18 protein-coding genes and 1 other RNA gene are annotated in these 21,343 nt (G+C 61.9%); 18 read left to right on the top strand and 1 reads right to left on the bottom strand.

Going from position 1 to position 21,343, the window contains the following annotated elements:
- Positions 1 to 45: 45 nt before the first annotated feature.
- Entirely contained in the window at positions 46 to 1,257 is a 1,212-nt protein-coding gene (locus tag YH62_RS15900; RefSeq protein WP_046795233.1) for a pyrophosphate--fructose-6-phosphate 1-phosphotransferase, read from the bottom strand.
- Between the two features lie 367 nt (positions 1,258 to 1,624).
- Here YH62_RS15900 and YH62_RS15895 point away from each other — a divergent pair, with 367 nt between their 5' ends.
- From YH62_RS15895 to murB, 18 genes are all read left to right on the top strand, one after another.
- A complete protein-coding gene (locus YH62_RS15895; RefSeq protein WP_046795232.1) occupies positions 1,625 to 2,368 on the top strand; it encodes a DnaJ family molecular chaperone in 744 nt (247 codons plus the stop codon).
- Positions 2,365 to 3,132, top strand: coding sequence for an N-acetylmuramoyl-L-alanine amidase (locus YH62_RS15890; protein WP_046795231.1), 768 nt, complete (start codon positions 2,365 to 2,367; stop codon positions 3,130 to 3,132). Before YH62_RS15895 ends, YH62_RS15890 begins: the two co-directional genes overlap by 4 nt.
- A gap of 239 nt (positions 3,133 to 3,371) precedes the next feature.
- On the top strand, positions 3,372 to 3,899 hold the full coding sequence (locus YH62_RS15885) for a transglycosylase SLT domain-containing protein (RefSeq protein ID WP_046795230.1): 528 nt from the start codon (positions 3,372 to 3,374) through the stop codon (positions 3,897 to 3,899).
- A gap of 105 nt (positions 3,900 to 4,004) precedes the next feature.
- The gene (locus YH62_RS15880; RefSeq protein ID WP_046795229.1) at positions 4,005 to 5,192 is read left to right on the top strand and encodes an FAD-dependent oxidoreductase; all 1,188 of its coding nucleotides are present in this window, start codon (positions 4,005 to 4,007) and stop codon (positions 5,190 to 5,192) included.
- 14 nt (positions 5,193 to 5,206) lie between these two features.
- Entirely contained in the window at positions 5,207 to 6,397 is a 1,191-nt protein-coding gene (locus tag YH62_RS15875) for an FAD-dependent oxidoreductase (RefSeq protein WP_046795541.1), read from the top strand.
- A gap of 54 nt (positions 6,398 to 6,451) precedes the next feature.
- An RNA gene (rnpB, locus tag YH62_RS29135) (RNase P RNA component class A) lies at positions 6,452 to 6,883 on the top strand.
- A gap of 428 nt (positions 6,884 to 7,311) precedes the next feature.
- Positions 7,312 to 7,746 carry a division/cell wall cluster transcriptional repressor MraZ gene (gene mraZ, locus YH62_RS15870; RefSeq protein ID WP_046795228.1) on the top strand — a complete coding sequence of 145 codons (435 nt, stop codon included), beginning with the start codon at positions 7,312 to 7,314 and terminating at the stop codon, positions 7,744 to 7,746.
- Positions 7,747 to 7,760: 14 nt separating this feature from the next.
- Positions 7,761 to 8,786 carry a 16S rRNA (cytosine(1402)-N(4))-methyltransferase RsmH gene (gene rsmH / locus YH62_RS15865; RefSeq protein WP_046795227.1) on the top strand — a complete coding sequence of 342 codons (1,026 nt, stop codon included), beginning with the start codon at positions 7,761 to 7,763 and terminating at the stop codon, positions 8,784 to 8,786.
- Between the two features lie 3 nt (positions 8,787 to 8,789).
- The gene (locus YH62_RS15860) at positions 8,790 to 9,260 is read left to right on the top strand and encodes a hypothetical protein (RefSeq protein ID WP_046795226.1); all 471 of its coding nucleotides are present in this window, start codon (positions 8,790 to 8,792) and stop codon (positions 9,258 to 9,260) included.
- On the top strand, positions 9,260 to 11,008 hold the full coding sequence (locus tag YH62_RS15855; protein ID WP_046795225.1) for a penicillin-binding protein 2: 1,749 nt from the start codon (positions 9,260 to 9,262) through the stop codon (positions 11,006 to 11,008). The genes YH62_RS15860 and YH62_RS15855 overlap by 1 nt, the downstream gene beginning before the upstream one ends.
- A 69-nt stretch (positions 11,009 to 11,077) precedes the next feature.
- Entirely contained in the window at positions 11,078 to 12,553 is a 1,476-nt protein-coding gene (locus tag YH62_RS15850; RefSeq protein WP_046795224.1) for a UDP-N-acetylmuramoyl-L-alanyl-D-glutamate--2,6-diaminopimelate ligase, read from the top strand.
- Complete coding sequence (locus tag YH62_RS15845; RefSeq protein ID WP_046795223.1) at positions 12,550 to 13,983, top strand: UDP-N-acetylmuramoylalanyl-D-glutamyl-2,6-diaminopimelate--D-alanyl-D-alanine ligase; 1,434 nt, start codon at positions 12,550 to 12,552, stop codon at positions 13,981 to 13,983. Before YH62_RS15850 ends, YH62_RS15845 begins: the two co-directional genes overlap by 4 nt.
- A gap of 23 nt (positions 13,984 to 14,006) precedes the next feature.
- Positions 14,007 to 15,110 carry a phospho-N-acetylmuramoyl-pentapeptide-transferase gene (gene mraY, locus YH62_RS15840; RefSeq protein WP_046795222.1) on the top strand — a complete coding sequence of 368 codons (1,104 nt, stop codon included), beginning with the start codon at positions 14,007 to 14,009 and terminating at the stop codon, positions 15,108 to 15,110.
- Positions 15,111 to 15,115: 5 nt separating this feature from the next.
- A complete protein-coding gene (gene murD, locus YH62_RS15835; protein WP_046795221.1) occupies positions 15,116 to 16,522 on the top strand; it encodes a UDP-N-acetylmuramoyl-L-alanine--D-glutamate ligase in 1,407 nt (468 codons plus the stop codon).
- 3 nt (positions 16,523 to 16,525) lie between these two features.
- A complete protein-coding gene (gene ftsW / locus YH62_RS15830; protein WP_046795220.1) occupies positions 16,526 to 17,680 on the top strand; it encodes a putative lipid II flippase FtsW in 1,155 nt (384 codons plus the stop codon).
- Positions 17,681 to 17,687: 7 nt separating this feature from the next.
- Positions 17,688 to 18,812: an undecaprenyldiphospho-muramoylpentapeptide beta-N-acetylglucosaminyltransferase gene (murG, locus tag YH62_RS15825; protein ID WP_046795219.1), complete on the top strand. Its 1,125-nt coding sequence runs from the start codon at positions 17,688 to 17,690 to the stop codon at positions 18,810 to 18,812.
- The gene (murC, locus tag YH62_RS15820; protein WP_046795218.1) at positions 18,809 to 20,218 is read left to right on the top strand and encodes a UDP-N-acetylmuramate--L-alanine ligase; all 1,410 of its coding nucleotides are present in this window, start codon (positions 18,809 to 18,811) and stop codon (positions 20,216 to 20,218) included. Before murG ends, murC begins: the two co-directional genes overlap by 4 nt.
- Before the next feature lie 2 nt (positions 20,219 to 20,220).
- Positions 20,221 to 21,195: a UDP-N-acetylmuramate dehydrogenase gene (murB, locus tag YH62_RS15815; RefSeq protein WP_046795217.1), complete on the top strand. Its 975-nt coding sequence runs from the start codon at positions 20,221 to 20,223 to the stop codon at positions 21,193 to 21,195.
- The last annotated feature ends 148 nt before the right edge of the window (positions 21,196 to 21,343 follow it).

Genomic DNA, 21,343 nt, shown 5'->3' with positions numbered 1-21,343 from the left:
CTTTTCCTCCAGGGCGTCGGACCCGGCCCGATCACCCGCCTTGCCTCAGGCCGCCTGGAAAGGCTGGCCGACGAAGTCCATCATTTCTGCAAACCATTTTGCCGATAGATCGAAATGTTTTCCACCCTTGATTCGCGGGAATTCGATGGTGCGGAGCTTTCCGTTCTGGTCCTCGTCGTGTCCGGTAACGCCGGAGACCTTGTTCAGGGCACTTTCCACCGCAAGATCGACCATGCTCTGGATGAGACGCAGGTCGTCGGAATTGGCCGGCGCGGAGCGGGCGAAGTAGCCGGATTTCTGGACCATGGAGCGTTCGGCGCCGATAAGGCTGGCAAACTGCTTCTGGAACCAGTTCCCGACATTGATGGTGTCGATCTTCACGTGCCCGAAGGCATCGCGCTTGACCGTCTCACCGGCTGCTTCCCGCTCGGCGACGATGGCGTCGAGGCCGGCGCCTTCGGAAACGAACAGGGTTACGAAGCCGCGCTGGTCCATGATCGCCTTGAGGCGCTCGGCTTCGCCTTCCAGATCGAAGGCCGTCTCCGGCAAATAGACGCCGTCGATGTTCTTCAGAGCCGTATTCATCATGAAGCCTTCGACATACTCGTTGCCTTTCGTCTTCTGAATATAGGCACGAGCAGTCGCCGCGGTCAGCCATCCGCAGTGCCGACCCATCACTTCATGGATCACAAGTGTGCGAGGGGCAGCGCTCTGTTCGTTGGAGACGTTGTCGAAGAAATGCGCTCCGATTTCCGCCGCCGTCCAGGCGCCGAGCGACTGACGGATCGGCACGACATCGTTGTCGACCGTCTTCGGAAGACCGACGACCGTGAGATTGTAGCCGTTGGCGCCGAGATAGGCCGCCAGATCGGCGGCGGTGGTGTTGGTGTCGTCCCCGCCGATCGTATGAAGGATGGTGACGCCATCGGCGGCAAGCCTCTCGGCCGCCACTCTCAATGGGTTCTCGCCCTCCTTCACCAGGCCGCGCTTCACGCAGTCGGCGGTGTTGGTGAGCTTCACGCGGCTGTTGCCGATGGGGGAACCACCGTAGCGATGCAGAAGGTACGCCTTCTCCCGCATGTCGGGCGTGATATCGATCCGGTCTCCGAGCAACACGCCCTGATAGCCGGAGCGATAGGCGATGATATCGAGTTCCGGCGCGACATCCGTATAGCGCCCGATGAGACCACCTACGGCAGAGGAAAGGCAAGGTGCGAGGCCACCCGCGGTCAGCATTGCCACTTTCTGTTTCGCCATCGTTTTCCTCCTTATGAAGCTTCACTCATTCGATCGGGATGGGAATGGATGCGACAGGGAACAGGCTCCTGTAAAGTGAATTTCTCAAGAAAAACGGGCATTTCCGGCACCGGTCAGGTCTCAAGGCGAATATAATCGTTTCAATTCAGACCCTCTCGTGAGGCGTGGCTGTGGAAAAGCACAATCACCATCGCCGGCGTCGATCCGCCACGGGCGAAGGGGGGAACGCCGAGCATTCTCGACAGTTGAGAGGCAACTGCGCAAGCGGCTTGGCTGGCGGATTGTTCGGAAAACATGAACATAGTTTAATCTTCCGCGGTACGTCGGACTCCTTGCAATTACCCTGCTAATCTGGTCATTTAGGGGAATGTTTTTCGATTTCACCTGCCTGCATATCTCCTCCCTCTGGGAACGGCTTCTCGGCGCCATCGGCGACGCCGCGGGCAGCGTGCTCGGTCGGGTCGTGGAGGCCATCCGGACCCTTTTCGAAGGCGATCCGGAAACGCGCCGGCAGGTGTCGTTCTCGGTTGCCATCATCGCGCTCTCCGCCAAGATGGCAAAGGCGGACGGCATCGTGACCGAGGCTGAGGTCAGGGCGTTTCAGCAGATATTCGACTTCCCCGACGAGGAGGCGCGCAATGTCGCCCGCCTCTACAATCTCGCCCGGCAGGACGTCGCCGGCTATGAAGCCTATGCCAACAAGCTCGCCAATCTCTGCGGTTCGGGAGCCTCGGAAAACTGCCCGATGCTGGAGAATGTCGTGGACGGTCTGTTCCATATCGCCAAGGCGGATGGACTGGTGCATGAGAAGGAACTGGTCTTCCTTGGCCGCATCGCGGAGATATTCCGCATAGACGAAATGCATTTCCGCCGGATCATGGCTCGTCATGTGCATATGGACGGTCGGGATCCCTATCTTGTCCTCGGCGTTTCCCCGGATGACGATTTCACGGAAATCCGCAAGCGCTATCGGCTGCTGGTCTCGGAGCATCATCCCGACCGGCTGATTGCCCGTGGCGTTCCGGTGGCGCTGCATGCCGCCGCCAACGAGCGTATGGCTGCCCTCAACGCCGCCTATGCCGCGATCGCGAAAGAGCGCCGCGCTGCATGACCTCCTTCACCGTTGACTATGAAGGCGCGTCGGCAATGCCGTCGCCGAACCACGGTGAACGCGTGAATGGCTGCGGGCCGGATATACTTGTCCTGCATTATACCGGAATGCCGGACGACGATCAGGCGCTCTCCTGGCTATGCAACGAGCGTAGCCAGGTTTCCTGTCACTATTTCGTCCATCAGGACGGGCAGGTGCTGCAGCTCGTGCCCGAAGCGCGCCGCGCCTGGCATGCGGGCAAAAGCTTCTGGGCGGGGGAAACGGACGTCAATTCCCGGTCCATCGGCATCGAAATCGCCAATGCCGGGCATCCGGGAGGCCTTCCGGCTTTCCCGGAAGCCCAGATCGCGGCGGTCGTCGAATTGTGTCGGAACTGTGTCGATCGGTGGTCCATAGCGCCGGAAAGGGTGCTTGCGCACTCCGATGTCGCGCCCATTCGCAAGGTCGATCCGGGGGAAAATTTCCCCTGGGATGAACTGCATCGGCAGGGGGTCGGTCACTGGGTCGAGCCGGCGCCGGTGGGCGGAGGCCGCTTCTTTCAACGTGGCGAAAGCGGGCAACCGGTCGAGGCACTGCAGTCCATGCTGTCGCTTTATGGCTACGACGTTGATGTTACAGGGGAATTCTGCGACAGGACAAAGGGCGCCGTGGAGGCGTTTCAGCGGCATTTCCGCCCGGCGCGCGTCGATGGAATCGCCGATATTTCCACGATAGACACGCTGCACCGGCTCCTGTCTTCGCTGTCGAAATACAACCCTGGCTGACGCCCCGCTGGAAGGCCAGGTTCCATAGGCGCGGCGAAAAAGTTTCGCAGTGCCACATGATTTCCTTAATGAACCCTTTAAAAACTGGGCATCAAACGGTGGCGATCGACGGGGTCGTCGCCCGTAAATGTCAACAGGCGGGGACGTTCCCAGCAGACATGCCGTCAATCTGACGTTGCGCTTCTCGGCGCAGCGCGATGGCTGCTGCGTCCCTTTGCGGTCCGGAGAATTCTTCAAGAATGAAAAGAGTGATTATTGCCGTCGCGGCAAGCATTGGAATGCTTGTGTCCGCTCCCGGAGCTTCGTTTGCCGGGGAGGGCGCCGCGAAGAGGAAAACCGTAACGCTGCAAACCCAGACACGTACCGCAGGCTATCCTTCTCCAGGCCGCTTTTCTGTTCATCCCTATTCCAGCCTGATCTCCAAATACGCCAAGACATACGGGGTTCCTGTCGGTCTCGCCCACGCTGTGGTGCGGATCGAAAGCAACTTCAATCCGAAGGCCCGCGGCAGCGCGGGAGAGATCGGTCTCATGCAGATCAAGCCGGCCACCGCGCGCATGATGGGCTATGGCGGCTCGGCGACGGGGCTTTACGATCCCGAGACCAATATCAAGTTCGGGATGAAATATCTGGCTGCCGCCCATGAGCTCGGCGGCGGAAAGATCTGCGGCACCATCCTGAAATATAATGCCGGCCACGGCGCCAAGCGCATGAACCCGGTTTCCAAGCGCTATTGCGGGAAAGTTCAGGCGTTTCTCGCGTCCTGACGGATTTCCGAAACGTAGCTGCGCCTCTTTGTCTCTGGCATTTTGATTCCGGAAACGGATAGAAGTACTTCGGCGGAAAGCGGTTTTCCGCCGAAGAGGACAGGCATGGCGGCGCGGTTCAAATATATCATCATCGGGCGGGGAATGATGGGAGCGGCCGCCGCGCGGCACCTGTCGCAATGGACCGATGGCGCGGCTCTCATCGGTCCGCCGGAACCAGAAGACCGCCTGGGTCATGACGGGGTCTTCGCGAGCCATTACGACGAGGCTCGCATCACCCGCACGTTTGATGGCGACCTCGCCTGGGGAACGTTTGCGGCCCGCTCGCTCGATCGATATGCCGCAATCGAAGAGGAGAGCGGCATTCGCTTTTATACCGAAGCGGGATGTCTCTTCGCCGGCCCGGAGCCGAAACGCCCCACGGATTACCTGCGGCGTGCTCTCGACGTCAGCGATACGCTCGGCCTCGAGGTCGAGGAGATCGCGCCATCCGATCTCCAGTCGCGCTTTCCGCAATTTTCCTTCGCCCCGCACCTTGCAGGCTTCTATGAGCATCGCAGGGCAGGGCACATCAATCCGCGCGCCCTGATCAAGGCTCAGGCCAAGCTTGCCGCCGGCAATGGGGCGACCCTCATCGATGCGACCGTGACCTCGGTGCGTGACGCGGGATCGCATGTCGAGGTGATCTGCGGGGATGAAATCCATACGGCGGAGAAAGTGCTGGTCGCGGCCGGCGCCTTCACCAATTTCAATGGTTTGCTGCCGCGCCCGGTCGATATGCGCGTCGCGCCGCGCACCGTCGTTTTCTACGAGCTTGGCGATCGGGAGGCGGCGATTTTCGGCAGCATGCCGTCGACGATCGTCTTCGGCGAAACGGACGAGGATCACGTCTACATCCTTCCTCCCGTGGGCTATCCGGATGGAAGGACCTATCTCAAGCTCGGCGGGGATACGGAATCCCGGAGCTTCGAGCGGCTCGAGGACATCGTTTCCTGGTTCCACTCGGAGGGCGATTCCGTCGAACGGGAGAAGCTCGCGGCAATCGCGGAAAAGCTGATGCCGGCGCTTGCCGGTCGCCCGGTCACCTCGGCTCCTTGCGTCGCAAGCTTCACGCCATCCAGCCATCCCTATATCGGTTATACGCAGTCGCGGCGCATTGCGGTGCTGACGGGCGGCAATTTCGTCGCCGCGAAATCCTCCGATGAGTTGGGGCGATTGGGTGCCGTTCTCCTACGGGACGGTGAGATTCCGGAAAGCGATTTCGGCAGCCGGCTTGCGCCGGCGTTTCGATGAGGTGGGATTGGGAAATGGCGACCGACTACAAATACATCGTCATCGGGCGGGGAATGATGGGAGCGGCCGCAGCGCGGCACCTGTCGCAATGGACCGACGGCGTCGCCCTGATCGGTCCGGGCGAGCCGGCCGACTACAAGACGCATCAGGGCGTCTTCGCCAGCCATTACGACGAGGCTCGCATCACCCGGACGATCGATCCCGATCCCGTCTGGGCGCTGCTCGCCAACCGCTCTATCGCCCGCTATGACGAGATCGCGCGCGAAAGCGGCGTGAATTTCTATTCCGAGGCCGGCTGCCTGGTCGTCGGCCCGAAGCGAACCGCAGCACCTTCCTATGTCGGAAAGGTGCTCGACGCCGCAAATGGTCTTGGCGTTTCGACCGAGATGCTCGGTGATGCCGATCTCGCGCGGCGATTTCCCTATTTCTCCTTTCCCGCGGAAAGCGAAGGCGTCTGGGAAGCGCGGAACGCCGGCCACATCAATCCGCGCCGGCTGGTGAAGGCGCAGGCCCTGCTTGCGGGACGGCAGGGGACGGCGATCATTTCCGAGACTGTTTCCTCCGTTCGCCAGGAGGCGGGCCGAGTAGTCGTCACGACCGTCGAGGGCGCTGTCTATTCGGCGGAGAAGGTGCTGGTCGCCGCCGGCGGATTCTCCATCAATGAGAATCTCTTGGGCGCGCGTCTTGATCTGAAGGTTTATGCGCGCACGGTCGCCTTCTATGAGGTGGACGAGGCCGCGATGGAGTTCTGGGGCGGGACGCCGTCGCTCATCTGGAAATGGCACGAGGGCGAGGACGGCATCTATCTGCTGCCGCCGGTGCGCTATCCGGATGGCAGGATCTATCTGAAGATCGGCGGCGATCCGGACGACCTTCTGCTTTCGACTGAGCCGGAGGTGCGGGCCTGGTTTCGTTCCGGCGGGCGGGCGAGCACCCACCGGCACCTGACCGAAATCATGGGCCGGCTGATGCCGAAGCTCGACCTTTCCCGCACCTCGATGGCCGCCTGCGTGACCTCGTTCACGCCGACTAACTATCCGGCGATCTCCATGACGAAGTCCGATCGCATCGGCGTCCTGAGCGGGGGATGCGGTACCGCCGCCAAGAGTTCCGACGAGATCGGCCGGCTGGGTGCCGAGCTGATTTTCCGCGGCAGGATCGAGGACGAAGCTTATCAAACGGATTTCAAAGCTGATTTCCTCTGAAATTCGAGGCAATTGTGGTGGCAATCCGGGCGCATCTCCATTATGTACCGCTTGCCAGTCGGCCGGGCAGCCGCGCTTCACCAATGCCGAAAGGCGGTGAGGTGAGGAAAGTCCGGGCTCCACGGAAACACGGTGCCGGATAACATCCGGCGGGGGCGACCCTAGGGAAAGTGCCACAGAAAGCAGACCGCCCCGCTTTTTCCACCGCTCGTCGAGCGGCCGAAATGGCGGGGTAAGGGTGAAAGGGTGGGGTAAGAGCCCACCGCGCCTCTGGCAACAGAGGCGGCACGGTAAACCCCACCGGGAGCAAGACCGAATAGGGATGACGAGGGACGTGCGAAAGCGCGTCTACAGCCGGTTTCTGGGCCAGTCATCCGGGTGGGTTGCGTGAGGCGGTGTGCAAGCATCGTCCCAGATGAATGGCTGCCACGTTCCGGTGCTTGCATCGGAGCCATACAGAACCCGGCTTACAGGCCGACTGGCTCTTCTAATCCTTTATGAGACATCCGGCTCGAAAGGGCCCGAAGCTTGGCGTCCTCCGGGCGCTGAGCCGATTTGGAGTGGCCTGTTTCGTGGGGATTTCAGGATATTTTCGGGGCTTTTCAGGTGGGTTGAAAAGGCCTGATGAGGTGGCTTCTTGGAAGCCCTCGCTAATCCTTTGTTAAACTTAACAGCTCATAAATAAATACCGTTGCGGCCCGCTTGCCGGGCTGCTTCCCATTGACGCCCATATGGTCCCATGTTATCCCAAAAGTGTACTGAACAGGGGCGCTTGAGCGCCCGGAAATCAAGGAGTTCCGGCTTTTCGGCCGGGTGGGCGCATGCCTGCTCGGAGGGTGGGGCTCCGTCTGGTTCAATGTGTACTGACGGGCGCTTGTTCGCCGTCGGAAGGGTAGGGGCGGACGTCGGGCGTTATGAACCGCTTCTTGTCGAATGCGACCAACAGGATCGATGCCAAGGGACGGGTCTCCGTGCCCGCGAGCTTTCGTTCCGTGCTGGTGGCGCGCGAAATCCAGGAGCTCTACTGTCTCCAGGATTTCGTCTATCCGGCGATCAGCGTCGGAGGTCCGGATCTGCTCGATCGCTACGAACGGCAGATCGCGGCTTTCGATCCGTTTTCGCCGGAAGCGAACCGGATGTCGCTGCTCGTGCATGGCGGCGGCGTCTTCATGAGGCTCGATGCGGAAGGCCGGTTGATGGTCACGGATTTCATCCGGGACTTCACGGGAATCACTTCGGAGATTACCTTCGTCGGGCGCTCGGATCATTTTCAGCTATGGCGGCCGCAGGCGTTCTTGGACGCGCAGGCGGCGGCAAGGGAGGGGCGCTTCGGTCTGCCTCCCGCGTAATACAGGGGAGCGGAATGGCGGCGAATCCAGGCGGCGGAACAACCGATGCCGATGGCGGACCGGTTCGCCACATTCCGGTTCTCTTGAAAGAAGTTCTGGAGGCGCTGGAGCCTGCGCCGGGCAAGATCATCCTCGATGGCACTTTCGGCGCCGGCGGTTATACCGCGGCCATTCTCGCCGCCGGAGCAGAGGTGATCGCGCTCGATCGCGATCCCACGGCGATCTCGGCGGGGCAGTCCATGATTGCCGCCCATGGCGGACGGTTATCCCTTCATCATTCGCAGTTCTCCGAACTTGCAAGCTTCGCGCCGGATGGCGGGCTTGATGGAGTGGTGCTCGATATCGGCGTTTCCTCCATGCAGATCGACGAAGCGGAGCGCGGTTTCTCATTCCAGAGGAACGGCCCGCTCGACATGCGTATGTCGGCGTCAGGCGTATCTGCGGCGGACGTGGTCAATCGCGCCAAGTCCGGCGACCTGACCCGCATCTTCGGCTTTCTGGGCGAGGAGCGGCAGGCCGGCCGTATTGCCCGCGCTATCGAGAAGCGCCGGGCAAGCGAGCCGTTTGCGACCACCCGGGATCTCGCCAACCTCATCGAGAGCGTCAATCCGCGCAAGGCCAAGGACAAGATTCATCCCGCGACGCGGGTGTTTCAGGCGCTGCGCATCTTCGTCAACGATGAGCTTGGCGAACTCGCCGAGGCGCTGTTCGCCGCCGAGCAGGCGCTGAAGCCGGGCGGGCGTCTCGTGGTCGTTACCTTCCATTCGCTGGAAGACCGGATCGTCAAGAAGTTCTTCGCCGATCGCTCCGGCCGCGCCTCCGGGTCCCGGCACATGCCCATGGTCGAGGAAAAGCCCGCGATCTTCGAACCGGTCGGCAAGTCTCCGGTTGCGGCCAGCGAAGCGGAGGCGGAGATCAATCCGCGCGCCCGCTCAGCAAAGCTGCGCGCCGGCATCCGCACCGCGGCTGCGGCCCGTGCTGCCGATTTTTCCATCTTCGATCTTCCCGACCTCGCCAGCCTTGCAAAGATGGGGGCCTGAACCATGCTCAGAAGCTTCGATCTCGTTCTTATCGGTGTCATGACGGCGGCAGCCGTGGTCACCTATACGATCAAGCACCGCGCCGACGAGAAGCTGGCGGAGGTTCGCCGGCTGGAGACCGAAATCAGGCTGGAAAAGGACACTATCGATCTCCTGAAAGCGGATTGGGCATTGCTGACCCAGCCCAATCGGCTGCATCGCCTCGTCAATGTCTATGGTTCCGAATTGCAGCTCGTGCCCACCCAGCCGACGCAACTGGCCATGCCTGCGGAACTGCCCATGCCGCGATCGCAGCTTCCGCAGCCTGAAACCACGATCGAAGACCTGATCGCCAGCGCCGGCGGCGAAGTGGCGGCAGCCATCAAGGGCGTTGACGCCGCCGCCAAATCCGCTCCCCAGCCGCGCATACCGGTGCCGTTGCCGCGCGGTGGCTTCCCCGTCGATATCATCTCAACCGGATCGGTGAATCGCTGATGTCTTTCCTCTCCCGCATCATGGTCTTGAAGAGCCGGGCGCATTTTTCCGCCGGTGGACGCGGACGGCGTCCGGCCGAAACCGGTTCTTCCTTCGAGGGAACACGCAAGCGGAAGGCTGCCCAAGCGAAGAACCGCGTCGGCCTCATGATCCTAGGGTTTGCCGCCTTCTATTGCATCATCGGCGGCCGCTTGGTGCAGTACGGCCTCACCGAACCTGAAACGACGTCGAGCATCCTGCCCGCAGACCGGCTGATGGCCTCGCGTCCGGATCTCCTCGACCGCAACGGTGAGGTACTGGCCACCGATATCCGCACGGTCTCGCTGTTTGCCGAGCCGCACAAGATCGTCGATGCGGACGAGGTGATCGAAAAGCTTTCCACGGTCCTGCCGGATCTGGACGCCAAATCCATCTACTCCAAACTCAGGAGCAATTCGCGCTTCCAATGGCTGCGCCGTCAGCTCACGCCGAAGCAGCAGAGCCAGATTCTCGCGCTCGGCATTCCCGGTATCGGCTTCCGGCCGGAAAAGCGGCGCTTCTATCCGGGCGGAGCGACCGCGGCGCATGTGGTTGGGCACGTCAACATCGATAACCGCGGCGTGGCGGGCATGGAGCGTTACGTCGACAGCCAGGGGCTTGCCGACCTTGCAGCCGTCGGCATGACCTCGGACCAGCCGCTGGAGCCGGTGAAGCTTTCGATCGACCTGCGCGTCCAGGCGATCGTGCGCGAAGTCATCATGTCCTCGATCGACAAGTTCAAGGCGATTGGCGCCGGTGCGGTCGTGCTCGACGTTCATACCGGCGAGGTCCTCGCCATGGCGTCCGCGCCGGATTACGACCCCAACAACCCGGCCGCGGGCGCGGAGGAGGGATGGTTGAACCGCATGTCGAACGGCACGTTCGAAATGGGGTCCACCTTCAAGGCGTTCACGATCGCCATGGCGCTCGATTCCGGCAAGGTGAACATGAACGACAGCTTCGATGCGCGATATCCGATCCGCATCGGCGGCTTCACCATCAAGGATTTCCACGGCAAGGGCCGGTTCCTGACCGTTCCGGAAGTCTTTCAGTACTCCTCCAACATCGGCACCGCGAAAATGGCGGACGTCGTCGGCATCGAGGGGCACAAGGAATTCTTGACCAAGATCGGCCTGCTCAGCAAGATGCAGACCGAGTTGCCGGAAGTGGCCCAGCCGAGCCAGCCGCGAACCTGGAAGAAGATCAACTCCATTACGATCTCCTTCGGCCACGGGGTTTCGACTACGCCTCTGCAGACGGCGGTTGCCGGTGCGGCCCTGGTCAATGGCGGCAAGCTGGTCGAGCCGACCTTCCTGCCGCGCACGCGCGAGCAGGCCGATCTCGTCGCCACTCAGGTACTCAAGCCATCCACCAGTGATGGGATGCGCTATCTGTTTCATTGGAACGGCATCAAGGGGTCGGGCAGGAACGCTCGCGTCGAAGGCTTCAACGTCGGTGGAAAGACCGGCACGGCGGACAAGGTCGTCAATGGCCGCTATGTCCACGACAAGAACTTCAACGCCTTCCTTGCCGCCTTTCCGATCGACAATCCGCAATATGTCGTGCTGACCTTCATCGACGAACCGAAGACCGACAAGGGCAACGGCGCGGCACTTGCCGGTACCTCCGCGGCTCCGATGGCGCACGACATCATCAGCCGTTCGGGTGCTATTCTCGGTGTAAAGCCCAAATTCGGCGATGACGGTTCTGCCCTGCTTGTGTCTTATTAGGAGATAACAAAGTTAGCGGACGATTCGCGGGTGAGCGGTTTCTCCGCTGGGAAAATGGAAGTGCAGCCGATGAAATTGCGAGACCTTGCCGGACAGGATTTCCCCGAAATAGCCGGTTCGCTTTCGGGGCCGGTCGGCGATATCGACATCACCGGTCTTTCCTCGGATAGTCGCAAGATCAAACCGGGCATGCTGTTTGCCGCGCTGGCCGGCAGCAAGGCGGACGGCGCGTCCTATATCGGCGATGCGGCAGCACGTGGTGCTGCGGTAGTGCTTTCCGCCCATGCCAGCGATATCGGCATTCCGGTGCTTTCCGTTGCCAATCCCCGTAGGCTTCTGGCGCTTGCCGCCGCGCGCTTCTACGGTGCGCAGCCGAAGACCATGGTGGCGGTGACCGGCACGGCCGGCAAGACATCCGTTGCTTCCTTCACGCGCCAGATATGGGCGCATGCCGGTCTTGCCGCCGCCCAGATCGGCACCACCGGCGTCATTTCCCCGCTCCGCAACATTTATGGCTCGCTGACGACACCCGATCCCATCGAGCTCCAGGCGCTTCTTGCCGAACTGGCGTCCGAGGGCGTCACCCACGCGGCGATGGAGGCATCCAGCCACGGTCTCGACCAGAGCCGTCTCGACGGTGTGCGTCTTTCTGCGGGTGCGTTCACCAATCTCGGCCGCGACCACATGGATTACCATCCGACGGTCGAAAGCTACATGGCGGCGAAGATGCGCCTGTTCGATACGCTGCTGCCGAAAGGCGCGCCGGCGGTCATCTTCGCCGACGATGCCTGGTCGGACGATGCCTGGTCGGACGAGGCGGTCCGGGTGGCCAGGGCTGCCGGCTTGGATGTGCGCACGGTCGGCCGCAAAGGAGATTATCTCAGCCTGAAGCGGGTCGAGCATTTCCGACACAAACAGATGGCGGAAGTGCACCTCGGCGACGATATCTTCGAGGTGGATATCCCGCTTGCCGGCGATTTCCAGGTTGCGAACGCCCTGGTGGCGGCAGGACTTGCGATCTCCACCGGGGTTCCGGCCTCGGTCGCTTTTGCCGCGCTCGAGAAACTGCAGGGCGCTTCCGGGCGGCTCGAGCTGGTCGGACATACCGCAGACGGGGCGCTTGCCTATGTCGATTATGCCCATAAGCCGGATGCCCTGGAAAATGTGCTGGCCTCCGTTCGGCCGTTCACCACGGGCCGTGTGATCGTGGTCTTCGGCTGCGGTGGAGACCGCGACAAGGGAAAGCGGCCGATCATGGGCGAGGTGGCGACCCGGCTGGCCGATGTCGTCATCGTCACCGACGACAATCCGCGTTCCGAGGTTCCTGAGGTCATCCGGTCGGAGATCATGGCGGCCGCGCCCGGTGCCATCGAGATCGGCGACCGGGCGGAAGCGATCCGCCACGCCATAGGCATGCTGCATTCGGGCGACACGCTGATCGTGGCCGGCAAGGGCCATGAGGAGGGCCAGACGATCGGCAGCACAGTCCTGCCGTTTTCGGATCATGTCGAAGTACGCAAGGCACTGGAGGAGCTGAAACCATGAGCTGGTTGTGGACCTCTGAGGAGATGGCGGCCATCATGGATGGCCGTCCGGTTGGCTCGTTGCCTGCCGGAATCACCGGAATTTCGATAGACAGCCGATCGATCGGCGCGGGTGAGGCGTTTTTTGCCATCAAGGGCGATCGGGTCGACGGCCATGATTTCGCAAGCATCGCGGTGGCAAACGGCGCATCCCTGATCGTCGTCAGCGAAGGCAAACTGCCGGCGCTTGGCCGCATCATCGTGCCGATGATTGTCGTGGAGGACGTGCTCGCGGCGCTCGGCAAACTGGCGATCGCGGCAAGGGAGCGCAGCCGCGCGCATATCGTGGCGATCACGGGCTCGGTCGGTAAGACGACGACCAAGGAGATGCTGCGCCATGTGCTTGCTCCGTCCGGCAAGGTGCATGCGGCGGTCGCATCCTTCAACAATCACTGGGGCGTGCCTTTGACGCTCGCCCGCATGCCCGCGGACACCGACTACGGCGTCTTCGAGATCGGCATGAATCACCCGGATGAAATCCGCCCCTTGGTGAAGATGGTGCGTCCTCACGTGGCGATCGTCACGACCATCGCCGCCGCCCATCTCGGCCATTTCAATAACCTGGAGGAGATTGCTGCCGCCAAGGCCGAGATCTTCGAAGGTATCGAAGCGGGCGGGGCGGCCGTCCTCAACCGTGACAACAAGCAATTCGGCTTCTTGGAAAAGGCCGCCCAGGAGGCGGGGATCGCGCGCATCTATACTTTCGGCCAGCATGCCAAGGCCGATTTCCGGCTGGCGGATTTCGACGGGAATGCCGAAAGCTCGACCGTCTGGGCCACGATTTCCGGCGACACCATGGAGGTCCATATCGGAGCTCCCGGTCGTCATATCGCCGAAAATGCGATGGCGGCGCTCGGTGCGGCCATGCTGGTCGGCGCCGACATGGCGAAGGCCGCGGAAGCGCTCGAGCAACTGAGGCCGGTCAAGGGCCGGGGAGAGCGGCATCGCCTGGGTATCGGCGAAGGACATCTGACGCTGATCGACGAAAGTTACAATGCGAACCCCGCATCCATGCGGGCGGCCATAGCCCTGCTTGCGGCAACCGAGCCGGAGCTTACCGGCCGGAGAATCGCGGTACTCGGCGATATGCTGGAGATGGGTGAACATTCCGCCCGCGTCCACGAGGATCTGGCGGGGCCGCTGCTCGCTGCCGGTATCGAGCATGTCTGGCTCGCCGGCGCGGAAATGGCTGCGCTCAAAGACGCGCTTCCCGAGAGCGTTCATGTGGAATACCGCCCGACCACGGCGGAGCTTGTGGATTTTATCGTCCGTTCGGTCATTCCCGGAGACGTGGTGATGGTCAAATCGTCGCTCGGTCTCGGTTTCGGCAAGATCGTTGCGGCGCTGCTTGACAACTATCCGGCATTTTCCGACACGGAGCGCCAACATTAAAACGGCTTCGAGAAAGGGCCTTCATGCTGATCTGGCTTGTGCAACTGGCGGATAGCTTTCAATTCTTCAATCTCTTTCGCTACATCACCTTCCGCACCGGTGGCGCCCTTTTTACCTCGGCCCTCATCGTTTTCCTCTTTGGCCCCCGGATGATCGCCTCCCTTCGCATTCGCCAGGGAAAAGGTCAGCCGATTCGGGCGGATGGTCCGCAGACCCATTTCAAGAAAGCCGGCACGCCGACCATGGGCGGCCTGATGATCCTGACCGGCATCGTCGGCGGGGCGCTGCTGTGGTCTGATCTTTCCAACGTCTACGTCGTCGCGACGCTGCTGGTGACCCTCGGTTTCGGGGCCATCGGCTTTTATGACGACTATCTCAAGGTCACCAAGCAGAGCGACAAGGGGTTTTCCGGCAAGGCTCGTCTCGGCATCGAGTTCGTGATCGCCGCGATCGCGGTCTTCTTCATGATGCGCGTGGCGCTTGCCACCGGGCAATCCGCCAATCCGACCCTCGGCTCGTCGATCGCCTTTCCCTTCTTCAAGGACTTCCTGATCGATCTCGGCATCTTTTTCATGTTGTTCGGCGGGTTCGTCATCGTAGCGGCCGGTAATGCGGTCAATCTCACGGACGGGCTGGACGGCCTCGCCATCGTGCCGGTGATGATCGCTGCCGCCTCATTCGGCGTCATCGCTTATCTTTCGGGCAACGCCGTCTTCGCAAACTATCTGCAGATCAATTTCGTGCCCGGCACGGGAGAGCTCGCCGTGATCCTCGGTGCGGTGATCGGCGCGGGGCTCGGTTTCCTCTGGTTCAACGCGCCGCCGGCCGCGATCTTCATGGGAGACACCGGCTCGCTGGCGCTCGGCGGCCTCATCGGTTCGGTTGCGGTCGCAACCAAGCATGAGATCGTCATGGCGATCATCGGCGGCCTCTTCGTGATAGAGACGCTCTCGGTCATCATCCAGGTCGGTTTCTTCAAGATGACCGGGCGGCGGGTGTTCCTGATGGCGCCGATCCACCACCACTTCGAAAAACTGGGATGGACGGAAAGCCAGGTGGTGATCCGCTTCTGGATCATCGCCGTCGGGCTCGCCATGCTCGGCCTTTCGACGCTCAAGCTGCGGTAAGAGCGATGATCCCGGTCACGACATTCAAGGACAGGAAAGTCGCTCTCTTCGGGCTCGGCGGTTCCGGCCTTGCCACTGCCAAGGCGCTGGTTGCAGGCGGAGCCGTAGTGGTCGCCTGGGACGACAATCCGGACAGCGTCGCCAAGGCGGCGGGCGAGGGGATCGGGACCGCGGATCTTCGCACCATCGACTGGCCGGCCATGGCCGCCTTCGTGCTCTCTCCCGGCGTGCCACTCACTCATCCCAAGCCGCATTGGAGTGTCGACCTGGCGCGCGCCGCGGGCGTCGAAATCATCGGCGACGTGGAGCTTTTCGTGCGCGAGCGCCGGGCGCATGCGCCCTATTGCCCGTTCATCGCGATCACCGGCACGAATGGGAAATCCACGACCACTGCCCTGATCGCCCATATCCTGAAATCGAGCGGGCGAGACACGCAGCTCGGCGGCAATATCGGCACCGCCATCCTGACCCTCGATCCGCCGAAGGCGGAGCGCTATTTCGTGGTCGAGTGCTCCTCTTATCAGATCGATCTTGCGCCGACGCTGAATCCCACCGCCGGCATCCTGCTCAACCTGACGCCCGACCATCTCGACCGCCATGGAACCATGCAGCATTACGCGGACATCAAGGAGCGGCTGGTTGCAGGCAGCGCGACGGCCGTCATCGGGGTGGATGACAGCTACTCGGCGCTGATCGCCGACCGCATCGAGCGTGCCGGCGTGCCGGTCCGGCGGATTTCGAAACGCAACGTGACCGCCGAAGGGCTCTATGCGGAAGGCAGCCGGATCATCGAGGCGCATGGCGGAACGTCTTCGCTTTTCATCGATCTCGATGGCATCCAGACCCTCAAGGGCGGCCATAATGCTCAGAATGCCGCTGCGGCGATCGCAGCCTGCCTTGCCGTCGGCGTCTCCGCGGAGGACATTCGCGCTGGACTGAAATCCTTCCCCGGATTGAAGCACCGCATGCAACCTGTCGGTCGGCGCGGCCATGTCGTCTTCGTCAACGATTCCAAGGCCACCAATGCCGATGCTGCAGCCCCGGCACTTTCCAGCTATGACCGCATCTACTGGATTGCCGGTGGGTTGCCGAAGGAGGGCGGGATCGCAAGCCTCGCTCCACTCTTTCCACGTATCGTCAAGGCTTATCTGATCGGGGAGGCTGCGCCGGCCTTTGCAGCAACGCTCGGCGAAACGGTTTCTTACGAGATATCCGGTACGCTTGAACGCGCCGTTGCTCATGCGGCCGCGGATGCGGAGAGTAACGGCGAGGCTTCTGCCGTCATGTTGTCGCCGGCCTGCGCGAGCTTCGATCAGTACAAGAATTTCGAAGTGCGTGGCGATGCCTTCGTCAAGCATGTCGCAGGCCTGGACGGTGTCACGATGCTGATCGAGACGGGAAAGGGGAACTGACAGATGGTAAGCCGCGCAGACCGTGGGCCGCTCGCAGACTGGTTCTGGACGATCGACCGTTTCTTTCTCGCCGCCTTCGTGCTGCTCATGGGGCTCGGCTTCATGCTTTCCTTCGCGGCCTCTCCGCCGGTTGCCGAAAGGCTCGGCCTCGATAGCTTCCACTTCGTCGAGCGGCATGCCGTTTTTGTGATACCGTCGCTGGTGGTGATGATCGGCCTTTCCTTCATGTCGCCCCGGCAGGTGCGGCGAGCGGCGATCATCCTGCTGATCGTCTCCATCAGCATGATGGTGCTGGCGCTGTTCTTCGGCGTCGAGGTCAAGGGATCGCGGCGCTGGATCTCGATCGGCAGCTTTTCCATTCAGCCATCGGAATTCATGAAACCCGCTTTCGTGGTGGTCTGCGCCTGGCTTTTCGCCGAGCATGCGCGGCAACCGGAAATTCCCGGCAATCTCTTCGCCATCATCCTCTTCGGCATCGTCGCTGCCCTGCTGGTCGCCCAGCCGGACCTCGGCCAGACCATTCTGACGAGCGTGGTCTGGGGAGGCATGTTCTTCATGGCCGGCATGCCCTGGCTTTGGATCGTGGTGCTCGGCGGCTTCGGGGCCGGCGGTCTTCTCGCGGCTTACTACATGCTGCCGCACGTGACCTCCCGTTTCGACAAGTTCCTGACCGGCGAAGGCGATCGCTTCCAGGTGGAGACGGCGCGCGACGCCATCATCCGGGGAGACTGGTTCGGGCAGGGACCGGGCGAAGGCGTCGTCAAGCGCATCCTGCCGGACAGCCATACGGACTTCATATTCTCCGTGGCCGCGGAGGAGTTCGGTATCGTCTTCTGCATGGCGCTGGTGGCGATTTTCGCCTTCATCGTGCTTCGCGGCCTCAATCACGCCTTCAAGGAGCGCGATGACTTCAACCGCTTCGCGGTCGCGGGCCTGGTGTTGCAGATCGGCATGCAATCGATGATCAATATCGGCGTCAACCTGGAGCTTATGCCTGCCAAGGGCATGACCTTGCCGCTGATCTCCTACGGCGGCTCGTCCATGATCGCGATCTGCGTGACGGCCGGATTCATTCTCGCGCTGACGCGTCACCGCCCCGAAAAACGGGCCCAAGAGCGGAGCCTTTTCCGCGTCGGCCACGGTGTTCCGGCGGAGTAAAGGAACAATGACCAAAGGCATCATCCTGCTTGCCGCCGGTGGCACCGGCGGCCATGTATTTCCCGCCGAGGCCCTAGGGCACGAGCTCAGGGCGCGGGGTTATTCCGTTCACCTCGTCACGGACAGCCGTGCGGAACGTTTTGCCGGCAAGTTTCCGGCGGACGAAATCCATGTCGTGCCGTCGGCGACGCTCGCGTCGAAGAATCCGGTCGCGCTGCTTCGGACCGGTTGGAAGCTCTGGACGGGGCTGCGCGTCGCGCGCCGGCTGATCGGGCGCCTGAAGCCTGTCGCCGTGGTCGGTTTCGGCGGCTATCCGACGGTGCCGCCGCTGATGGCGGCGACCTCCATGGGCGTTCCGTCGATGCTCCACGAGCAGAATGCGGTGATGGGCCGGGCGAACAAGGCTTTGGCCGGCAAGGTGCAGGCGATCGCCGGCGGGTTCCTCCCGGAAAACACCGGGCCCTATGCAGCCAAGACCGTCACCACCGGCAATCCTGTACGTCCCGCCGTGCTGGAGGCAGCAAAGACACCCTATGCGCCATCACGCGGGGATGAGCCGTTCCGGCTCGTCGTCTTCGGTGGCAGCCAGGGTGCGCAGTTCTTCTCCTCCGCCGTGCCGACGGCGCTCAGCCTGCTTGCGGAGCCGGAGCGCAAGCGTCTCGTGGTTACGCAGCAGGCACGGCCGGAGGATGCAGACCGGGTGAATTCCTGCTTCGCCAAGCTGCAGGCGCCGGCGGAAGTGTCGTCCTTCTTCACCGACATGGCAGAACGTCTTGCGGCGACGCATCTGGTGGTCTGCCGCTCCGGGGCCTCGACGGTGTCGGAGATCTCGGTGATTGGCCGCCCCGCCATTCTCGTTCCTTATCCTTACGCGCTCGATCATGATCAGGCGGCCAATGCGGCGGCGCTTGTCGCGACCGGAGGTGCCGAAGTTGTGGCGCAATCCGATCTTTCTCCGGATCGGCTTGCCGCGATGATCTCGGCGGCCATGAAAGACCCGGAACGTCTCGAAAAGATGGCGGCCGCGGCAAAGCAGGCAGGGCGACCCGACGCGACGGGCTTGCTGGCGGACATGGTTGTGGCTATTGCCGAGCGTAAGCCGATTTCAGTTATCAAAGGAGTACATGCATGAAGCTGCCGAAGGCCATCGGGCTCGTCCATTTCATCGGCATCGGCGGGATCGGCATGAGCGGCATTGCCGAAGTGCTGCACAATCTCGGCCACCGCGTGCAGGGATCGGACCAGGCCGACGGCGCCAACGTGCAGCGACTGCGCGACAAGGGCATTCCGGTCTTCGTGGGACATCAGGCGGAAAACCTGGGCGATGCGGAAGTGGTCGTCGTCTCGACCGCCATCAAGAAGAATAATCCGGAACTCGTCGCCGCGCGTGAAAAATCGCTGCCGATCGTCCGTCGCGCCGAAATGCTCGCCGAACTGATGCGCTTCCGCAATGCGATCGCCATCGGCGGCACGCACGGCAAGACGACCACCACCTCGATGGTGGGTGCGCTGTTGGAGGCAGGCGGGCTCGACCCGACCGTCATCAATGGCGGCATCATCAATGCGTACGGCACCAATGCCCGCATGGGCGAGGGCGAGTGGATGGTGGTGGAAGCCGACGAATCGGACGGCACCTTCCTGAAGCTGCCCGCGGATGTCGCGGTCGTCACCAATATCGACCCCGAACATCTGGACCATTACGGAAATTTCGATGCGGTGCGAGCGGCCTTCCGGCAATTCGTCGAGAACGTGCCTTTCTACGGCTTCGGCGTGCTCTGCCTCGATCATCCCGAGGTACAGGCGCTCGTCGGACGTATCGAGGATCGCAAGATCATCACCTATGGAGAAAATCCGCAGGCGGATGTGCGCTTCTCCAACGTCCGCATGGAGGGAACGCTCTCGATCTTCGATGTGGAAATACGCCGCCGCCGCACGGGCGAGGTCTTCAAATTCAGTGACCTGAAACTGCCGATGCCCGGCCGGCACAACATTTCCAATGCCACGGCGGCGATCGCTGTCGCCAATCGGCTCGGTATTCCGGAAGAAAGCATTCGCAAGGGGCTTGCCGCCTTCAGCGGTGTCAAAAGGCGTTTCACGCTCACGGGAAGCTGGAACGGCGTCCAGGTATTCGACGACTACGGCCATCATCCGGTAGAGATCAAAGCGGTGCTGAAAGCAGCACGCGAAGCCTGCCAGGGCCGCGTCATCGCGGTGCACCAGCCGCATCGCTATACGCGCCTCGCGAGCCTGTTCGAGGATTTTGCCAATTGCTTCAATGATGCCGATAGCATCATACTGGCGCCGGTATATGCGGCCGGCGAGGAGCCGATCGAAGGCGCCAATTCCGAAGCGCTGGTCACGCGTATCCGATCGGGCGGTCATCGCGATGTGCGATATATATCCTCTCCGGCGGAACTCGCATCGATTGTATCAGGCATTGCGGAACCGGGTGATTTCGTGGTTCTTCTGGGGGCTGGCAATATCACGCAGTGGGCGGCGGCATTGCCAAGGGAACTGGAAAGTATTTCGGGACAGTGAGAATGAAACAGGTGAACGGGGAAAAACTGCTGGCGTCGCTTGGAGAAGGCGTCAAGGAATTGCGTGGACGTCTGACGCCGGACGCTCCCATGGATCGCGTGACCTGGTTCCAGGCGGGCGGCCTTGCGGAGCTGATGTTCCAGCCGCACGACGTCGATGACCTCGTCGCTTTTCTCAAAATTCTTCCCAAAGACGTACCGCTGACGGTCGTGGGCGTCGGCTCCAACCTGCTGGTTCGCGACGGTGGTATTCCGGGTGTGGTCCTGCGGCTTTCCGCCAAGGGGTTCGGCCAGGTCGATCTCGCCGGCGAGAACCGCATCCAGGCGGGTGCGATCTGCCCCGACAAGCACATTGCCGCCATGGCGATGGACAATGGTATCGGCGGGTTCGCATTCTACTACGGCATTCCCGGATCGATCGGCGGAGCGCTGCGCATGAATGCCGGTGCCAACGGCGGCGAGACCTCCCAACGGGTCGTCGAGGTCCATGCGGTCGACCGCAAGGGCAACAAGCATGTGCTCACCAACGCCGACATGGGCTATAGCTATCGCCATTCCTCGGCTGCCACGGACATGATTTTCACCCATGCGGTCTTCGAGGGCTATCCCGAAGATCGTGCAAAGATCCGCGCTGATATGGATGCTGTCCGTCAACATCGCGAAACGGTGCAGCCAATCAAGGAAAAGACCGGCGGTTCGACCTTCAAGAATCCAGAGGGCCATTCTGCCTGGAAGCTCATCGACGAAGCTGGCGGGCGCGGGCTCATGAGCGGTGGAGCGCAGATGTCCTCGCTTCACTGCAACTTCATGATCAATATCGGGTACGCCACCGGTTACGATCTCGAATATCTCGGGGAGACGGTGCGCCAGCGCGTCTTCGAACATTCGGGAATCAAGCTCGAATGGGAGATCAGGCGACTCGGTATCTTCATGCCGGGGCGTGAAGTGAAGCCGTTCCAGGGCGCGACCAGCGAATAAGTAACGCTGCCGATGCCTCGGTTACCGGGGCATCGATAATTCTTAGATGAATCGAATCAGTTCGTTGCCGGGGTTTCTTAACGAAACTCCTTAGCACTTTTCCAAGTTTCCGCTTCGCCGAAAGCCACCCGCTGCCTGTCCAAGTTGC

Origin of the sequence: Rhizobium sp. LC145, from assembly GCF_001005825.1 — a bacterium.
Classification (GTDB): domain Bacteria; phylum Pseudomonadota; class Alphaproteobacteria; order Rhizobiales; family Rhizobiaceae; genus Neorhizobium.
Note: the sequence above shows the minus strand (reverse complement) of the source record. Positions and strands in the feature narration are given on the sequence as shown.